14 protein-coding genes and 1 rRNA gene are annotated in these 16,195 nt (G+C 62.4%); all 15 read left to right on the top strand.

Annotated features, from left to right (window positions below):
• The first annotated feature begins 81 nt into the window (after positions 1 to 81).
• The 15 genes from KJ624_08215 to KJ624_08145 all read left to right on the top strand — a co-directional run bounded on the left by KJ624_08215 (position 82) and on the right by KJ624_08145 (position 15,898).
• Positions 82 to 498, top strand: a complete 417-nt coding sequence (locus KJ624_08215) for an S-adenosylmethionine decarboxylase (protein MBU2009799.1) — start codon at positions 82 to 84, stop codon at positions 496 to 498.
• Positions 485 to 1,492 (top strand): deoxyhypusine synthase family protein, encoded by a 1,008-nt coding sequence (locus tag KJ624_08210; protein ID MBU2009798.1) that lies wholly within the window; start codon positions 485 to 487, stop codon positions 1,490 to 1,492. The genes KJ624_08215 and KJ624_08210 overlap by 14 nt, the downstream gene beginning before the upstream one ends.
• Before the next feature lie 14 nt (positions 1,493 to 1,506).
• The gene (gene speB, locus KJ624_08205; protein MBU2009797.1) at positions 1,507 to 2,355 is read left to right on the top strand and encodes an agmatinase; all 849 of its coding nucleotides are present in this window, start codon (positions 1,507 to 1,509) and stop codon (positions 2,353 to 2,355) included.
• Positions 2,352 to 3,473: a site-2 protease family protein gene (locus KJ624_08200; protein ID MBU2009796.1), complete on the top strand. Its 1,122-nt coding sequence runs from the start codon at positions 2,352 to 2,354 to the stop codon at positions 3,471 to 3,473. Before speB ends, KJ624_08200 begins: the two co-directional genes overlap by 4 nt.
• 42 nt (positions 3,474 to 3,515) lie before the next feature.
• A 5S ribosomal RNA gene (rrf, locus tag KJ624_08195) occupies positions 3,516 to 3,632 on the top strand.
• A gap of 144 nt (positions 3,633 to 3,776) precedes the next feature.
• Positions 3,777 to 4,877: a S1 RNA-binding domain-containing protein gene (locus KJ624_08190; GenBank protein MBU2009795.1), complete on the top strand. Its 1,101-nt coding sequence runs from the start codon at positions 3,777 to 3,779 to the stop codon at positions 4,875 to 4,877.
• Complete coding sequence (locus KJ624_08185) at positions 4,861 to 7,329, top strand: ATP-dependent Clp protease ATP-binding subunit (protein MBU2009794.1); 2,469 nt, start codon at positions 4,861 to 4,863, stop codon at positions 7,327 to 7,329. Before KJ624_08190 ends, KJ624_08185 begins: the two co-directional genes overlap by 17 nt.
• Positions 7,330 to 7,469: 140 nt before the next feature.
• Entirely contained in the window at positions 7,470 to 9,005 is a 1,536-nt protein-coding gene (locus tag KJ624_08180; protein ID MBU2009793.1) for a hypothetical protein, read from the top strand.
• Positions 9,006 to 9,019: 14 nt separating this feature from the next.
• The gene (locus tag KJ624_08175) at positions 9,020 to 9,457 is read left to right on the top strand and encodes a response regulator (GenBank protein MBU2009792.1); all 438 of its coding nucleotides are present in this window, start codon (positions 9,020 to 9,022) and stop codon (positions 9,455 to 9,457) included.
• Between the two features lie 6 nt (positions 9,458 to 9,463).
• Positions 9,464 to 10,462, top strand: coding sequence for a GAF domain-containing protein (locus KJ624_08170; protein ID MBU2009791.1), 999 nt, complete (start codon positions 9,464 to 9,466; stop codon positions 10,460 to 10,462).
• A gap of 27 nt (positions 10,463 to 10,489) precedes the next feature.
• A complete protein-coding gene (radA, locus tag KJ624_08165; protein MBU2009790.1) occupies positions 10,490 to 11,806 on the top strand; it encodes a DNA repair protein RadA in 1,317 nt (438 codons plus the stop codon).
• Complete coding sequence (larE, locus tag KJ624_08160; protein MBU2009789.1) at positions 11,799 to 12,593, top strand: ATP-dependent sacrificial sulfur transferase LarE; 795 nt, start codon at positions 11,799 to 11,801, stop codon at positions 12,591 to 12,593. The genes radA and larE overlap by 8 nt, the downstream gene beginning before the upstream one ends.
• The gene (larC, locus tag KJ624_08155; protein MBU2009788.1) at positions 12,590 to 13,771 is read left to right on the top strand and encodes a nickel pincer cofactor biosynthesis protein LarC; all 1,182 of its coding nucleotides are present in this window, start codon (positions 12,590 to 12,592) and stop codon (positions 13,769 to 13,771) included. The genes larE and larC overlap by 4 nt, the downstream gene beginning before the upstream one ends.
• Complete coding sequence (locus KJ624_08150) at positions 13,768 to 14,946, top strand: FprA family A-type flavoprotein (protein MBU2009787.1); 1,179 nt, start codon at positions 13,768 to 13,770, stop codon at positions 14,944 to 14,946. The genes larC and KJ624_08150 overlap by 4 nt, the downstream gene beginning before the upstream one ends.
• A gap of 16 nt (positions 14,947 to 14,962) precedes the next feature.
• The gene (locus KJ624_08145) at positions 14,963 to 15,898 is read left to right on the top strand and encodes a hypothetical protein (protein MBU2009786.1); all 936 of its coding nucleotides are present in this window, start codon (positions 14,963 to 14,965) and stop codon (positions 15,896 to 15,898) included.
• The last annotated feature ends 297 nt before the right edge of the window (positions 15,899 to 16,195 follow it).

Raw genomic sequence — 16,195 nt, 5'->3', positions numbered from 1 at the left:
GAGGTGGTTTATCACCGCCTGGACCTAATGGGGGGGGCGCCAGGCCCCCGAGAAACTAGCTCATTGAGGAGGTAGGCTCTAATGCACCTGATATTGGATGGGTATGGGTCTGACCCCCAGCTCCTCCAGGATGAGGGGTTCATCTACGGCCTCCTGGACCGGTTTCCGGCCCAGATAGGCATGAAAAAGGTGACCCCTCCCTTCGTTTTCAGGTATGTAGGCACCAAGCCGGAAGACTGGGGGCTTTCCGCTTTCGTTCTCATCGCCGAAAGCCATATGACCATCCACACCTTTGTGGAGAAACGCCTCCTCAACATTGACATCTTCTCCTGCAAGGAATTTGATGCCGTTGAGGTGGTCCGGCAGCTCCGGGAGGAGTTCAAACTCACCCGGGTGAGGAGCCATCTCCTCCGGCGCGGCCTGGAATACCCGGACTTTGACCTCCCCCTTGAGATGGAGCCTGCCCGCCCCCGAGGAAGGAGCCATGGCCCCCCATGACCCACTGAAGACCCCCACTACCCCCCTCTCCATCTGTCCCCCCTGGTCCCTGGCCCAGCTCCTGGAGAGGATGGGGGGGACATCTTTTCAGGCCCGCAATCTCTCCCGGGCTGCGAGCCTCTGGGAGAAGATGCTGAAAGGGGAGACCTTTATCTTCTTTGGCCTGGCGGGAGCTATGGTCCCCGCCGGCCTGCGCCCTGTCATCGCCTATCTCATCCAGAACCGCCTCATTGATTGCCTGGTGAGCACCGGGGCCAACCTCTTCCACGACATCCACGAGAGCCTGGGCTTTTACCACTTCCAGAGCCAGCCCGGGCATGACGAGGACCTCCGCCAGGCGAGGCTAAACCGGGTGTATGATACCCTCCTCCGGGCCGGAGAGCTGGAGCAGGGGGAGGACTTCGTCGCCCGCTTCTCCGCCCGTCTGCCCCCGGAAAAACCCGTAGGCACGCGGGAATACCTTTGCCTCCTGGGAAAAGAGCTTTCCTCTCAGGCCGGGGCCGATGGTATCCTGGCCTCGGCTTACAAGAACGGGGTTCCCGTCTTCTGCCCCGCATTGGCCGACAGCGTTCTGGGCACTGCCCTGGCCATTGCCCGGATGAAATACGGCTGCGAGCTCAAATGGGACCTGGCCCAGGATGTGCTGGACACAATCCAGCTCTGCGCCCGGGCCCCTGCCACGGGGGTGGTGCTTGTGGGAGGTGGCACCCCCAAGAACTTCATCCAGCAGGCGTCCCTCTGTGTCGGCCTCTTCGGCCAGCCGGTGATGGGGCATAAATACGCCGTCCAGATAACCACCGATTCCCCCCAGTGGGGTGGCCTCTCCGGCTGCACCTTTGAGGAGGCCCGCTCCTGGGGGAAGGTAGCCAAAGGGGCCGGGACCGTTACCGTCTATTCCGATGCCACCATCGCTTTGCCTCTCATCGTGAGCGCGCTTGCCGAAAGGTGCCAGGCCATCCTGCCCCGGAAGGGCCTGGCCGTTCCCCTGGGATGAAGCCGGGCCCCTCTTTGCCTCGCAACTTCGCCGGTATCGGAGAGCCTTATAGCCTCCTGGAGAAGGCGCGGATTGTGGTCCTCCCCGTTCCCTATGACTCCACCGTCGGCTGGCATAGCGGCCAGCGGGAGGGCCCCCGGGCCATCATAGACGCCTCCCAGAACCTGGAGTTCTATGACCAGGAACTGGACCGGGAGACTTTCAGGGTGGGCATTCATACCCTCATGGAGCTCGAGCCCGTCCTTGGCAGTCCCGCCGGGATGGTTTCCAGGGTGGAGAGGGCGGTGGCATGGATACTGGAGAAGGGGAAGTTCCCCGTCGTTCTGGGGGGGGAGCATTCAATCACGGTGGGGGTGGCGAGGGCCATGGTCCGGCGCTATCCCGACATTTCCGTCCTCCATCTGGATGCCCATGCTGACCTGCGGCAGAGTTACCTGGGCACCCGGTACAGCCACGCCTGCACAATGCGCCGGCTGATGGAGCTCTGCCCGGTGGTGGGGGTGGGCATCCGCAGCCTCAGCTCTGAGGAACAGGTATTTGTGAAGGAGAAGGGCCTGCGCTATTTTGCCCCGGGGGACATCCCCATAGAAGATGTCCTGGCTTCCCTTTCGGCCCGGGTCTACATTACAATTGACCTGGATGTGCTGGACCCGGCCATCATGGCGGCGGTGGGGAGCCCGGAGCCGGGGGGGCTGGGCTGGGGGGAGGCCCTGGCGTTGCTCAAGGCCGTGGCAGGGAGAAAGGAAGTGGTGGGGTTTGACCTGGTGGAGCTGTGCCCCAGGCAGGGGCCAGCCGCATGCGCCTTTACCGCCGCCAAGCTGGCCTATAAGCTGATGGGCTACGCGGTAGAGGGGCAGAGATGAGCGGCTCTTTCCGCCTGGGGAATCTGCTGGGGATGCCCATACTTGTCCACTATTCCTGGTTCTTCATCTTCGCCCTGGTGACCCTTTCCCTCTCCGGGTTCTACTTCCCTGATGCCTACCCCACGTGGAGCAACCGGCTTGCCTGGGGGGTGGGGGTGGCCACCAGCCTCCTTTTCTTCGCCTCGGTGGTGGCCCATGAGCTCGCCCACAGCGTGGTTTCCGTGCGCTTTGGCGTGCCGGTGAAGAGCATCACCCTTTTCATTTTTGGGGGGGTGGCGCGGATAAGCCGGGAGCCCATCCAGCCCAGGGGGGAACTCCTCATGGCCCTGTCCGGGCCCCTGTCCAGCCTCTTGCTGGGTACCCTTTTCTGGGGGGTGGCCGTTATCTCTGCCCCCCTGAGCCAGCCGGTCAATGCCTTGGCGGCCTGGCTTGCCCGCATCAACGTCCTTCTGGCCGTGTTCAATCTCATCCCTGGCTTCCCCCTGGACGGGGGGCGGGTCTTCCGTTCCATTCTCTGGGGGGCTACCGGGGACTTCCGCCGGGCCACCCGCTATGCCACTATCCTGGGACAGGGCATCGCTTTCCTCTTTATTCTTGGCGGCATCCTCCTGGCCTTTCTCACCCGGGACTGGGTGAGCGGATTATGGCTGGCCTTCATCGGCTGGTTCCTGGAGAATGCGGCCTCCTCCAGTTACCGCCAGGCGGTACTCCGGGACGCCCTCAAAGGGATTACTGTTGCTGAGGTGATGACCCAGGATTGCCCTCTGGTCCCTCCGGACCTCACCGTCCGGGAGCTGGTGGACGGCAATGTCCTGCGCAGTGGGAGAAGGTGCTTCATGGTGGCTTCTGGGGAGAAGCTGGAGGGGATGATGACCCTGCATAACATCAAAGCGGTACCCAATTCTCTCTGGCCCACCACCCCCCTTTTCCAGGCTATGACCCCCATGGACCAGGTCCAGACGGCCAGCCCCAGGGAGGAGATGGCGAGCCTCCTGGAGAGGATGGACTCCCAGGACATAAACCAGCTCCCCGTGGTGGAGGGGGGCCGGCTCCTGGGCATCGTGGCCCGGGATAGCATCCTACGCTTTATCCGCGTCCACTCAGAGCTTCGCATATAGCCTCTTGATAAAATCCGGCGTGGCCTTTATAATATGGTGCCTCCTGGTGGCCAGAGCGGGGTGGAACCACCCGTTCCCATCCCGAACACGGAAGTGAAACGCCCCAGCGCAGACGATACTCGAGGGGCAGCCCTCTGGGAGAATATGCCGCCGCCAGGAGGCTTAAATAACTCGGCTTGTCTGCAACCCACCACACTATCCCCCTGGGGGAATTTGAAGCCCGAGGGGGTGCGGTTGATGAATGGCCTATAGCTTTTATTTCCGCCAGGACTATGCTAGAATAAACCCACGGGGACTTAGTCAATGACTATCGAAGCTACCGGGGTAGAAAGTTTTGACCAGCTCTTCGTCCCCCGGAAGGGCCTGCGCTGGGGGGATCTGGTTATGGGCCGCGTGGTGACAATAGACAAGGACGGGGCCTGGATAAGCATCGGCTTTAAGACCGAGGCCATCATACCTCCCGGCGAAATGAGGACCACCGCTGAGAATCCCATCCAGCCAGGGCAAGAGGTCCTGGTCTACGTCCTCCAGCCACCTCGGGATGAGGCGCCGGTCCTCCTCTCCCTGGACCAGGCCCGCAAGTATCAGGGCTGGCACAGTCTGGAGCAATGCCTGGCCAGCGGGGAGCTGGTGCAGGGCCAGATCATCGGCCACAACAAGGGGGGGCTGGTGGTGAGGTGCCAGGGCGTCCCGGGCTTCGTCCCCAACTCCCAGCTCCTGGCCCAGGCCCGGCTCCAGGAAAGGGTGGGCCAGCAGGTATGGCTCAGGGTGATGGAAGTCAGCCCCAGCCGCCAGCGCCTCATTCTCTCCGAGCGGGCTGCTGCCCGCCAGCTGTGGGAGCAAGAGAGGGAGCATGTCCTTTCGCAACTAGTGGAAGGGGAGAAGCGCCTGGGGAAGGTAACAGGGATACATAACTTCGGGGTCTTTGTGGATGTGGGGGGGGTGGAGGGGCTGGTCCCCCTCTCCGAGCTTTCCTGGGAAAGGGGGAAGGGCCCCGGCGAAATAGTCCAGGTGGGCCAGGAGCTGGAGGTGCTGGTGATGAAGGTTGACTCCCAGGCCAAGAGGCTCCTCCTCAGCCACAAACGCACCCAGTCCCACCCCTGGGAGAAGATAAACGAGAAGTACCAGGTGGGGATGAAGGTGATGGGCACTGTCACCCGCCTTATGCCCTTTGGCGCCTTCGTCCGCCTGGACAGCTCTATTGAGGGACTGGTCCATATTTCTGAGCTTGCCCATAGGCGCATCGTCCACCCTAAGGAGGTTGTCACGGAGGAGCAGGAACTCACCCTGATGGTCATCTCCATCAACTCTGAGAAGAGGCAGATGCGCCTCAGCCTAAGGCAGGCTCAGGAGGAAGAGGAGGCGGGAATCCCCGCTAAGAGGAAAAATGTCAAGCCGTTTTGAGAAGTTCTCGGAACGAGCGCGGCGGGTGCTGACCCTGGCCCAGGAAGAGGCCCAGCGCTTCAACCATAACTATATCGGCACCGAACACATCCTGCTGGGCCTGGTAAGGGAGGGGGAGGGTGTGGCGGCCAGGGTCCTGGCCAACCTGGGGGTGGAACTGAGCAAGGTCAGGGCGGCGGTGGAGTTCATAATTGGCCGGGGGGAGCGCCCCACCACCGGTGAGATCGGCCTCACACCCCGCGCCAAGAGGGTGATTGAGCTGGCGGTGGACGAGGCCCGCCGGCTCAATCACAACTATATCGGCACCGAGCACCTCCTCCTGGGCCTCCTCAGGGAGGGGGAAGGGGTCGCGGCCGGGGTGCTGGAGAGCCTTGGGGTCAGCCTGGAGAAGGTCCGCACCGAGGTGACTCGCATACTCTCCCAGACCCCTCCCCAGACCTGGCGTCCGGCCACCCGAACCCCCACCCTGGACCAGTTGGGGGTTGACCTCACTGTCCTAGCCAGGGCAGGCAAACTTGACCCCATCATCGGCCGGCACAAGGAAATAGAAAGGGTCATCCAGATACTCTCGCGCCGCACCAAGAACAACCCCGCCCTCATCGGCGAGCCTGGGGTGGGCAAGACCGCCATCGTGGAGGGTCTGGCTCACCGGATTGTGGCCGGGGAGGTCCCCGAGACCCTCCAGGGGAAGCGTCTGGTCACCCTGGATGTGGGGGCCCTGGTGGCAGGCACCAAGTACCGGGGGGAGTTTGAAGAGCGCCTCAAGAAGGTGATTGAGGAGATAAAGACATCAGGCAACTGCGTCCTCTTTGTGGATGAGCTCCATACCATAGTAGGGGCCGGGGCGGCGGAGGGGGCGGTGGATGCCGCCAACATCCTCAAGCCTGCCCTTTCCCGAGGGGAGGTCCAGTGCATCGGCGCTACCACCCTGGACGAATACCGCAAGCATGTAGAAAAGGATGCCGCCCTGGAGCGGCGCTTCCAGCCCGTCCTGGTGGAGGAGCCCACCATTGAGCAGACCGTGGAGATACTGCGGGGCATCAAGCACCGCTACGAGGAGCACCACCGGCTCTCCATCAGCGATGAGGCCTTGAAGGTAGCGGCCAATCTCTCCGCCCGCTTCATTACCTCCCGCTTCCTCCCCGACAAGGCCATTGACCTGGTGGACGAGGCCTCAAGCCGGGTCCGCATCAAACGGGGTGGCGTACCCCTTTCCCTTGTGGAGATAAAGAAGGCGCTGGAGGCAGTGAGGCGGGACAAGGAGCAGGCCATTGCCGCCCAGCAGTATGAATATGCCGCCGAGCTCAGGGACCGGGAGCTCCATCTGATGGAGAAGCTCCAGAAGATGGAGAAGGACCTCCAGATAGAACAGGTGGAGACAAGGCCAACCGTCACCGAAGAGGACATCGCCGTGGTGGTGAGCATGTGGACAGGTATCCCGGTGGCCCGCATCGCCCAGGACGAGTCCAGCCGCCTTCTCCAGATGGAGGAAGCCCTCCATCGGCGCATTGTGGGGCAGGATGAGGCCATCTCCATTATCGCCAAGGCGGTGAGGCGGGCCCGGGCCGGCCTCAAGGACCCCCGCCGCCCCATCGGCAGCTTCATCTTCCTGGGGCCCACGGGCGTGGGCAAGACAGAGCTGGTGCGGGCCTTGTCGGAGTTCATGTTCGGCAGTGAGGACACCCTCATCCGCCTGGATATGTCCGAGTTTATGGAGCGCCACACCGTGGCCCGGCTGGTGGGTGCCCCGCCGGGCTATGTGGGCTACGAGGAGGGGGGACAGCTCACCGAGGCGGTGAGGCGCAAGTCCTACTGCTGCATTCTCCTGGACGAAATAGAGAAGGCCCACCCCGATGTCTTCAACATCCTTCTCCAGATATTTGATGACGGCCACCTCACCGATGCCAAGGGGAGAAAGGTGGACTTCCGCAACTCCATCATGGTCATGACCAGCAACATCGGGGCCGAGCTCATCAGAAGGGACACCACCCTCGGCTTCCCCGTCCGGGCCGATGAGTTCAAGTCCCAGCAGCAGGCCTATGACAAGATGAAGGATAAGGTGCTGGGGGAGCTGAAGAAGACCTTCCGTCCTGAGTTCCTCAACCGCATCGACGGGGTGGTGGTCTTCCACGCCCTTACCAAGGACCACATCCGCCAGATTGTGGAGCTCATGCTGACCAATGTGGCCAAAACGCTCCAGGAGAAGGGGGTAAAGCTGGAGGCCACCGGGGAGGCCAAGGACTTTCTGGGGGAGAAGGGCTATGACCCCACCTACGGTGCCCGCCCCCTGCGCCGGGTCATCCAGAACATGGTGGAGGACCAGCTCTCCGAGGGCCTCCTCAAGGGGGCTTTCCACGCCGGGGACACCGTCGTCCTGGAGAAGGAAGGGGACAACATCACCTTCCGGGTAGTGACTCTGGCCCCCACCGTCTCAGCCCAGGGCCAGGACTGAACCAAGTCCTCCAATCCAATTAAACAGGGAACGCTATCAGGAGGACAGTTCCGCCTTTCCCGCCCCGCTCAGCCCATCGCCACCGTAGCCCACTAGCCAGGAAGCCCGTGAACTAATATACTGGGCAGGGGCTGGCGGAAATGGACGATAAGCGGCCAACTGTTTCATCCCCTCGCCGGGTCAGGGTCCTGGAAAGACCTGTCCCCGGCATAGCTATCCTGGTGGGAGCCCTGGTCTTCCTGGGACTGTATCTCACCAGCCGCTACAGTTACCTCCTTTTCCACAGCACCGCCGAGTTGTTCAGCATTGTGGTGGCCTTCAGTGCTTTCATAATTGCCTGGAACTCACGCCGGTTTCTGGACAACAATTACCTTCTTTTCATGGGTATTGCCTATCTTTTCATTGGCGGCCTGGATTTGGTCCATACCCTGGCCTACAGAGGCATGGGGGTATTCCAGGGATATGGCTCCAACCTGGCGACTCAACTATGGATTGGCAGCCGGTATGTTGAAAGCCTCTCTTTCCTCATTGCCCCTTTTCTCTTTGGTCGGAGGCTAAGACCCGGTTTCGTGTTTCTGAGCTATGGCGTAGCGATTTCTCTTTTGTTGGCATCCATTTTTTACTGGAAGGTTTTTCCTGTTTGTTTTGTTGAAGGCACAGGACTGACCCCGTTCAAAATTGCCAGTGAATACCTAATCTCTCTGATTCTCCTGGCCTCTATTTTCCTGCTGTTTCAAAGGCGCAGGGCATTTGATAGGGGTGTATTGCGATTGCTGGTGGCATCCATGGTCGTGACCATAGCCGCTGAGATGGCCTTCACCCTATACACCGACCCTCATGGCCTTTTTAATCTGCTCGGGCACTACTTGAAGATCGTCTCGTTTTATCTCGTCTATGTAGCCATTATTGAGACAGGCTTTAAGAGGCCCTACGCCCTTCTATTCAGAAACCTGAAGCAAAGCGAAGAGTCGCTGGCACGGCAGGCGGCGGAACTTGCCGCCGTCAACAAAGAACTGGAGGCCTTCAGCTACTCTGTCTCCCACGACCTCCGGGCGCCACTGCGCGGTATTGACGGCTTCAGCCAGGCACTGCTGGAGGACTATGCTGGCAAGCTTGATGCCCAGGGCAAGGACTATCTCCAGAGGGTGCGTGCCGCCTGCCAGCGCATGGCTCAGCTCATCGACGACCTGTTGAGTCTTTCCCGGGTGGCGCGGGCTGAGACGCGCTATGAGGTGGTCAGCCTGAGTGGGCTGGCGCAGACAATTGCGACGGAGCTTCGCAAGGCGCAACCGGAACGGCAGGTGGAGTTTATCATCGCCGGGGGGCTGGTCGCCAGCGGGGATGTGCGCCTGCTACGAATAACGCTGGAGAAGCTGTTGGAGAATGCCTGGAAGTTCACCGCAAAGCATCCCTCCGCTCGGATAGAATTCGGTGCTGTTCAGCGGGAAGGCAAAACGGTATATTTTGTGCGCGACAACGGTGTCGGGTTTGACATGGCCTTTGCTGACAAGCTGTTCAGTCCTTTCCAGCGCTTGCACGCCGAGACCGAGTTCCCGGGGACTGGTATTGGCCTGGCGATGGCGGAGCGCATCGTTCACCGCCACGGCGGGCGTGTCTGGGCTGAGGGCGAAGTAGAACGGGGTGCGACCTTTTACTTCACCCTTGGCCGAACTTAATTGGAGGGGGCAATATGCGGAACAGGACCATCTTGCTGGTGGAGGACAATCCGGACGATGTGGAGTTGACCCTGCGCGCCTTTAGGAAAAGCAATGTTGCGAACGAGATTGTGGTGGCACGCGATGGGGCTGAAGCCCTGGACTACCTTTTTGGCACGGGGCCCTACGCCGGCCGCGCCCCGAGCATTATGCCGGAGGTAGTCCTGCTGGACCTGAAGCTCCCCAGAATTGATGGCCTGGAAGTTCTCCGTCGCCTGCGGGCTGACGAACGAACAAAGCTCCTTCCTGTTGTCATCCTTACCTCCTCCAAAGAGGAAAAGGACCTGGTCAATGGCTATAAATTTGGCGCCAACAGCTATGTGCGCAAACCGGTAGATTTTGACCAGTTCATCAAAGCCGTGCAGCAACTGGGGCTCTACTGGCTCGTTTTCAATGAGCCACCGCCGAGGTGAAAGGGAATGGCTGACAAACCACTCCGCGTTCTGATAGTGGAAGACTCGGAAGACGACGCCCTCCTGCTGGTGCGCGAGCTGAAGCGGGGGGGCTATGCCCCGGTCTTTGAACGGGTTGATACCCGGGAAGCTATGAGCGCCGCGCTGGATGAACAGACATGGGATGTTGTCCTTTCTGATTATCATATGCCGCATTTCAGCGGGCTGGCGGCGCTGGTGCTGTTGAAGGAAAAAGGGCTTGACCTGCCCTTCATCCTGGTTTCGGGCAAGATTGGTGAGGACCTGGCCGTGGAAGCCATGAAAGCCGGAGCCCATGACTTTGTTATGAAAGATAAGCTGGCCAGGCTTAATCCCACCATTGAACGGGAGTTGGGCGATGCCAGAGTGAGGCAGGAGCGCAAGCGGGCGGAGGAGGCGCTGGCGGAAACTGCCGAAAAACTGGAAAACAGGGTGAGGGAACTGGAGGCGGTTAACCGCTTCAACCTGAAGCTGGTCAATGAGAGGGCCGAGCTTATAGCAAAGCTGGAGCGCCGTGTGGAGCAACTCAGCCGTCTGCACCGGATGGCAAGGGAGATTTATGTCGCCCCTTCCCCGAAGGAACTTCTGAACTCTATCGTCTCTCACCTTTCCCAGGTGGCGGGCTCCGACTTCACCAGCATTGTCCTGGTGGGGGAGGGTGGGAATCTGGTTACATGTGCGGAGACAGGGAAGGTGGCCCAGCCGTTCCAGGAGAGGGCGCGGCCGGGTGGCCTGACCCGCACCGTCATCGCTACTGGCAAGCCTATCTACATTCCCAACTATCTCTCTGACCCCAGGAGCAACCCCCTTCTTGTCGTGCAGGGCATCAAGTCCTGGGCCGGCGTCCCCCTGATAGTGGAAGGTAAGGTGAAGGGTGTCCTCATCGTCCGGAGCCTCAGGGAAGACGGCTTCGCCGAGGATATGGAGGTGCTGGAGGCTACTGCTGATTTGGTAGGGCTCGCCATCTCTCGCTTTGAGTCGGTCTAATTTGGCCAGTTTTCGGGGTAATTAGTCATGCCCTATTTTTGCCAGGGGTGCGGCCGGGAGAGCCCCAAGTGGCTGGGCCGGTGCCCCCAGTGCGGGGCCTGGAACACATTTGTGGAGAAGTCCCCCCACTCCCAGGCTGTCCCTCCCCAGGAGCTCTCCAAGGTAGCCTCCCAGAGCTTTTCCCGCCTGCCGTTCCGGGGTTCTGAGCTTAACCGGGTGCTGGGTGGGGGAATAGTCCCCGGAAGCCTCGTCCTCCTGGGCGGGGAGCCGGGGATTGGCAAGTCCACCCTCCTCCTCCAGCTCTCCGACCACCTGGCCTCCCGGGGGGAAAAGGTGGCCTATATCTCCGGGGAGGAGTCCCCGGAACAGCTCCAGCTGCGGGCGGAAAGGCTGGGGGTGAAGGGGGAAAACCTCTATATCCTCACTGAGACCGACCTGGAGGCCATCCTGGCCCAACTGGACTCCCTCTCGCCCCGGCTGGTGGTCCTGGACTCCATCCAGACCGTCTCTCTGGCGGAGGGGGGAGGGGGGCCGGGGAGCCTGGCCCAGGTGAGGGAATGCACTGTTCACCTCATGCGCTGGGCCAAGCCGAGGGCTATCCCGGTCCTCATCACCGGCCATGTCACCAAGGACGGGGCCATCGCCGGGCCCAAGGCCCTGGAGCACATCGTGGATGTGGTGCTCTATCTGGAAGGGGAGCCCTTCTCCAGCTACCGCATCCTGCGGGGGGCTAAGAACCGCTTTGGCTCCACCAACGAGGTGGCGGTGCTGGAGATGAGGGGGGAGGGGCTGGTGGAGGTGGAGAACCCTTCCCTGGCCTTCCTCTCCCCCCACAAGGGGGAGGCCCCCGGCTGCGCTGTGGTCCCTACTCTTGAGGGCACCCGCCCGGTGCTGGTGGAGGTCCAGGCCCTCACCTCCCCCACACCCTACGGCTTCCCCCGCCGCACCGCCAACGGTGTTGACATAAACCGCCTCTATGTTATCACCGCCGTCCTGGGCAAGAGGGCGGGGCTGGCCCTGGGGAACCAGGACATCATCGTCAATGCGGTAGGGGGCTTCCGCATCAGCGAGCCCGCCGCCGACCTGGGCCTGGCCCTGGCAATCGCCTCCAGCTTCAAAAACCGGCCCGTCCTCCCCGGCCTGGTCTGCTGTGGGGAGGTGGGCCTCACAGGGGAGCTGCGCCCGGTCCCCCACCTGGAGAGGAGGCTTCAGGAGGCCCAGCGCCTGGGCTACACCACCTGCCTGGCCCCAGCCCTGTCGGGCCTTGCCCCGCCAAAGGGCATGGAGCTCCTCCCCGCCCCCAGCCTGACCCAGGCACTCAAGCTGGCCCTGCCTCATGAATGACAAACAGGAACGGCTCCAGGACATCCTCCGGGGGATGGGCTCGGTGGTGGTGGCCTACTCGGGAGGGGTGGACAGCACCTTCCTGGCGGCGCTGGCCCATCAGGTCCTGGGGGAGAGGGCCCTGGCGGTTACCGCCTCTTCCCCCCTCTACCCCGCCTGGGAGATAGAGCAGGCCGAGGATATGGCCCGGAAGTTCTGCCTCCGCCACCGCACGATAGAAACCCTGGAGATGGAGGAACCGGCCTTCACAGGGAACCCCCCCGACCGCTGCTATTTCTGCAAAAAGGAGCTTTTTCAGCGCCTTCTGGATATAGCTAAAGATGAGGGCATAGCCTTTGTGGCCGACGGCTCCCATGCCGGAGACCTCTCGGACTTCCGCCCCGGCCGGCGCGCCGCCCTGGAGCTGGGGGTGAGGAGCCCCCTCCTGGAGGCCGGCCTCAACAAAGAAGATATACGCCAGCTCTCCCGGGGCCTGAGCCTTCCCACTTGGGACAAGCCCGCCTTCGCCTGCCTGGCCTCCCGTCTCCCCTACGGCACCCAAATCACTCCCCAGGCCGTCGCCCGCATTGACCGGGCGGAGGCCTATCTCCGCTCCCTGGGGCTGGTCCAGGTCCGGGTCCGCTGCCATGACCAAGTGGCTCGCATTGAGGTGGAAGAAAGAGACATGGCCCGCCTCCTGGAAAGAAGGCAGGAGGTAGCGGAAAGACTCCGCTCCCTGGGGTTCACCTATGTGGCCCTGGACCTCCTGGGATACCGCCCCGGCAGTATGAACGAAGCCCTGAAATGAGAATAGGCTACTTCCATGTGGTCGCGGGGGCCAGCGGGGACATGCTCCTGGGGGCCTTCCTGGACTGCGGCCTCACGCTGGACAGTCTAAAGCAGGAGCTGGAAAAGCTGGGGGTAAGCTTTCAGCTTTCCGTCCGCCCCGCCCGCAGGGGCCCCGTCACCGGGACCCAGGTCCGCGTCCGCGCCCCGGAGAAGAAAAGGCCCACCCTCCTGCCGGAGGTCCTGGCCATTATTAAACAGAGCAATCTTTCCTCGGCGGTCAAGGAGAAGTCCAGCCTGGTCTTCCGCCGCCTGGCGGAAGCGGAGGGGAGGGTACACCGGCTTCCCCCTGGCGAGGTCCCCCTCCACCAGGTAGGTGCCACCGATGCCCTGGTGGACATTGTGGGGGCGGTGGTTAGCACCGAGCTTTTGGGCCTGGAGCTCTATTGCTCGCCCCTCCCCACCGGCATAGGGGAAGTGAAAGCCGGGGGGGAGACCTACCCTGTCCCCGCCCCAGCCACCCTGGAGCTTGTCGCGATGGCGCGGGCTCCCATCATGCCCAGCTACCCGGCGGCCGAGGTCCTCACCCCCACCGCCGCCGCCATCCTCACCAACCTGGCCTCCTTTGTTACCCCTGTCTTCTCCCTGGAGAAGGTGGGCTACGGCATCGGCCACCGGCGGCTCAAGGGCCTGCCCAATGTCCTCCCTCTCTGGCTGGGGGAAAGGGCTCAGCCCCTGCCCTCCCATCGCCTCCTCCTGGCGGAGACCAACATAGACGATATGAGCCCCCAGCTCTTTGAGAATGTGATGGGTAAGCTCTTTCAGAAAGGGGCCCTGGATGTCTGGCTCACCCCCGTCCAGATGAAGAAGGGCCGGCCCGGCCTGGTCCTCTCCTGCCTCTTCCCTCCCCAGGCCCAGGCCGGTGTGGTGGACACCGTCCTGCGGGAGACCTCCACGCTGGGAGTGAGGCTCCATCCCGTAGAGAGGCAGGAGGCGGATAGGGAGATTGTGGCCATCTCTTCCCCCCTGGGCAAGGTGAGGATAAAGGTGAAAAGGCTGAGGGGAAAGGTCCTGGGGGCGACGCCAGAATATGAGGACTGCCTGAGGCTGGCCGGGGAAAGGGGCCTCCCCCTCCCCCAGGTGTATAATATCCTTTCAGCGGCTATCGCCGACTATCTGGCCCGGGAGGAGAAGAAATGACCCGGATTGCGGAAGGGGTCTTCTGGGTGGGGGCCATAGACTGGACCCGGCGCGACTTCCACTGCCATTCCACCCACCACGGCACCACCTACAATGCCTACCTTGTCCTGGACGAAAAAAAGGCCCTCATAGATACTGCCCAGTCCTCCCATTTCCCCGAGCTTGTGGCCCGGGTGAAGGAACTCCTGGACCCGGGGGAGATAGACTACCTGGTCTCCCTCCATGTGGAGCCGGACCACTCCGGCAGCCTGTCTCAGGTGCTGGCCCTCTGCCCCAAGGCCCAGGTGGTGACGGTGGAGCGGCACGGGGAACAGGGCCTGGAAAAGTATTTCCACCAGAAGCTCCCCCTCATAGCGGTAAAGGAGGGAAGCACCCTGTCCCTGGGGAAGAGGAGCCTGAGCTTTGTCCCCACCCCAATGCTCCACTGGCCGGACAACATGGTGGCCTTCCTCTCCCCCGATGCCGTTCTCTTCTCCTCCGATGCCTATGGTCAGCACCTGGCCACCTCCGCCAGGTTTGACGAGCAGGCGGATATGGGGCTGGTCATGGCCGAGGCGGCTAAATACTATGCCAACATCATTCTTCCCTTCCCCACCCAGGCGGCACGGGCTCTGGAGAAGACCCGGGCCCTCCAGCCAAAGGTCGTCTGCCCCAGCCACGGGGTAATGTGGCGGGGCCATCTCCCCGAGATACTGGAAGCCTATGGCCGCTGGAGCCGGGGGGAGACTCGCCCCCGGGCATTGGTGGTCTATGACACCATGTGGCACAGCACCGAGGACATGGCCCTGGCGGTGGTGGAGGGCATCGCCGAGGAGGGGGTGGAGGTGGGGCTCCACAGCCTGGGAAGCTCCGACCCAAGCGATATTGTGGCCGAGCTTCTAGAGGCCAGGGCCCTGGCAGTGGGCTCCCCTATCCTCAACAATAACCTCCTGCCCCGGATGGCCGCCTTCCTCACCTACCTCAAGGGCCTCCGCCCCCGGGGTAAAATAGGGGCCGCCTTTGGCTCTTTCGGCTGGGGCGGGGCCACCGCGATCAAGGCCATCAAAGAGGACCTTACGCTGGCTGGCCTGGAGGTCATGGAGGACGAGCTGGCTGTCCGTTTCTCCCCCACCCCGGAGGAGCTACAGGCCTGCCGCCAGCTGGGCCAGAAGCTGGCCCGGAAAATCAAGGGATGAGCAGAAAGGAGGGGGAATGCCTGCAGTCTACATAACTTCGCCGGGGCCCGGGGAGGGGAAGACGGCCATCGCTCTGGGCCTGGCCCAGTGGTGGCAGGGGAGGGGTAAGAAGCTCGGTTATCTCCGCCTGGGGCCTTCACCCGAAGGCGATATCTCCTTTGCTGAAAGGCTGGGCCTGGAGGCGGCCTCCTGCCCGCCGGCGGAGGTGGAGCAGGCCTATGACCGCCTCGCTCTGGGGAGGGACCTGGTGCTGATAGAGGGCCTTGTCCCCGATGTGGAGGCGGCCCTGAAAAAGCTCCGGGGGAGGGCTCTCCTGGTCCTGCCCTTCAAAGGGGTGGAGAAGGCGGGGGAAGCCGCGAGGAGGCTGGGGGAGGCCCTGGTGGGGGTGGTGCTAAACTTTGTCCCCAGGAGCCGGATGGAGAAGGCCAAAAACGAGCTTGCCCCGGCCCTGAAGGGCAAGAATGTAGCCGTGCTGGGGGTACTGCCCGAGGAGCGGGCCTTGCTTGCCCCCTCGGTGGCCGACCTGGCCGGGTACCTGGGGGCCAGGGTGGTCCTCCACCAGGACCGGGGAGAAGAGCTGGTGGAGGCCTTTATGGTGGGGGCGATGTGCCTTGACCCCGCCCCGGCCTACTTTGGGAGAAAAGAGGCCAAGGCGGTAATCACCCGCCGGGACCGGCCCGACATCCTCCTGGGGGCACTCCAGACCCCCACCCGCTGCCTGGTCCTGACCGGGGGCGGCGACAAAATAGACCCCTATGTCCTCCGGGGAGCCGACGATAAAGGGGTGACGGTGCTCCTGGTCGAGCAGGACACCCCGGCAACCCTGGAGCGCCTGGAGGCCCTGCTGGCCGGGGTCCGCTTCCGCCAGGAAAAGAAGCTGCCCATTCTTTCCCGCTTCCTCCAGGAAAACCTGGACTGGGAGGCCGTGGAGAAGGGATTGGGGGGATTCTAAGCACCAGGCAACAGCGCCCCTAGAGCGGGCGGCTGTTAGCCGTTAGGTTGTTGGTTCTAGTCCAGCCCGGGGAGCATCACACGGATACCCGTTATTGGGTAGATACTGGAATTGGGGAACGCTCCTATCTGTTTCGCTCGCAAATCCAGGCACCACCTTCGTCAAGGATGTACGCCAGTCTCTGGCAACTTCTGCCGCAAGTCAGAGCAATCGTCGGTTCAGTGTTGCCGTTGGCCTGAAGTAGTGGGACGGACGTCGCTTTCCCATTGCCCTCCGGATAGTATTGCATAATACTAT

The organism is Chloroflexota bacterium, from assembly GCA_018825785.1.
Lineage (GTDB): Bacteria > Chloroflexota > Dehalococcoidia > JACVQG01 > JAHKAY01 > JAHKAY01.
This window is presented reverse-complemented; position numbering and strand designations above follow the sequence as displayed.

Coding starts and splice junctions, on each gene's coding strand:
- KJ624_08215 (MBU2009799.1), top strand. CDS start 82: ATGCACCTGATATTGGATGGGTATGGGTCTGACCCCCAGCTCCTCCAG.
- KJ624_08210 (MBU2009798.1), top strand. CDS start 485: ATGGCCCCCCATGACCCACTGAAGACCCCCACTACCCCCCTCTCCATC.
- KJ624_08200 (MBU2009796.1), top strand. CDS start 2,352: ATGAGCGGCTCTTTCCGCCTGGGGAATCTGCTGGGGATGCCCATACTT.
- KJ624_08190 (MBU2009795.1), top strand. CDS start 3,777: ATGACTATCGAAGCTACCGGGGTAGAAAGTTTTGACCAGCTCTTCGTC.
- KJ624_08185 (MBU2009794.1), top strand. CDS start 4,861: ATGTCAAGCCGTTTTGAGAAGTTCTCGGAACGAGCGCGGCGGGTGCTG.
- KJ624_08180 (MBU2009793.1), top strand. CDS start 7,470: ATGGACGATAAGCGGCCAACTGTTTCATCCCCTCGCCGGGTCAGGGTC.
- KJ624_08175 (MBU2009792.1), top strand. CDS start 9,020: ATGCGGAACAGGACCATCTTGCTGGTGGAGGACAATCCGGACGATGTG.
- KJ624_08170 (MBU2009791.1), top strand. CDS start 9,464: ATGGCTGACAAACCACTCCGCGTTCTGATAGTGGAAGACTCGGAAGAC.
- radA (MBU2009790.1), top strand. CDS start 10,490: ATGCCCTATTTTTGCCAGGGGTGCGGCCGGGAGAGCCCCAAGTGGCTG.
- larE (MBU2009789.1), top strand. CDS start 11,799: ATGAATGACAAACAGGAACGGCTCCAGGACATCCTCCGGGGGATGGGC.
- larC (MBU2009788.1), top strand. CDS start 12,590: ATGAGAATAGGCTACTTCCATGTGGTCGCGGGGGCCAGCGGGGACATG.
- KJ624_08150 (MBU2009787.1), top strand. CDS start 13,768: ATGACCCGGATTGCGGAAGGGGTCTTCTGGGTGGGGGCCATAGACTGG.
- KJ624_08145 (MBU2009786.1), top strand. CDS start 14,963: ATGCCTGCAGTCTACATAACTTCGCCGGGGCCCGGGGAGGGGAAGACG.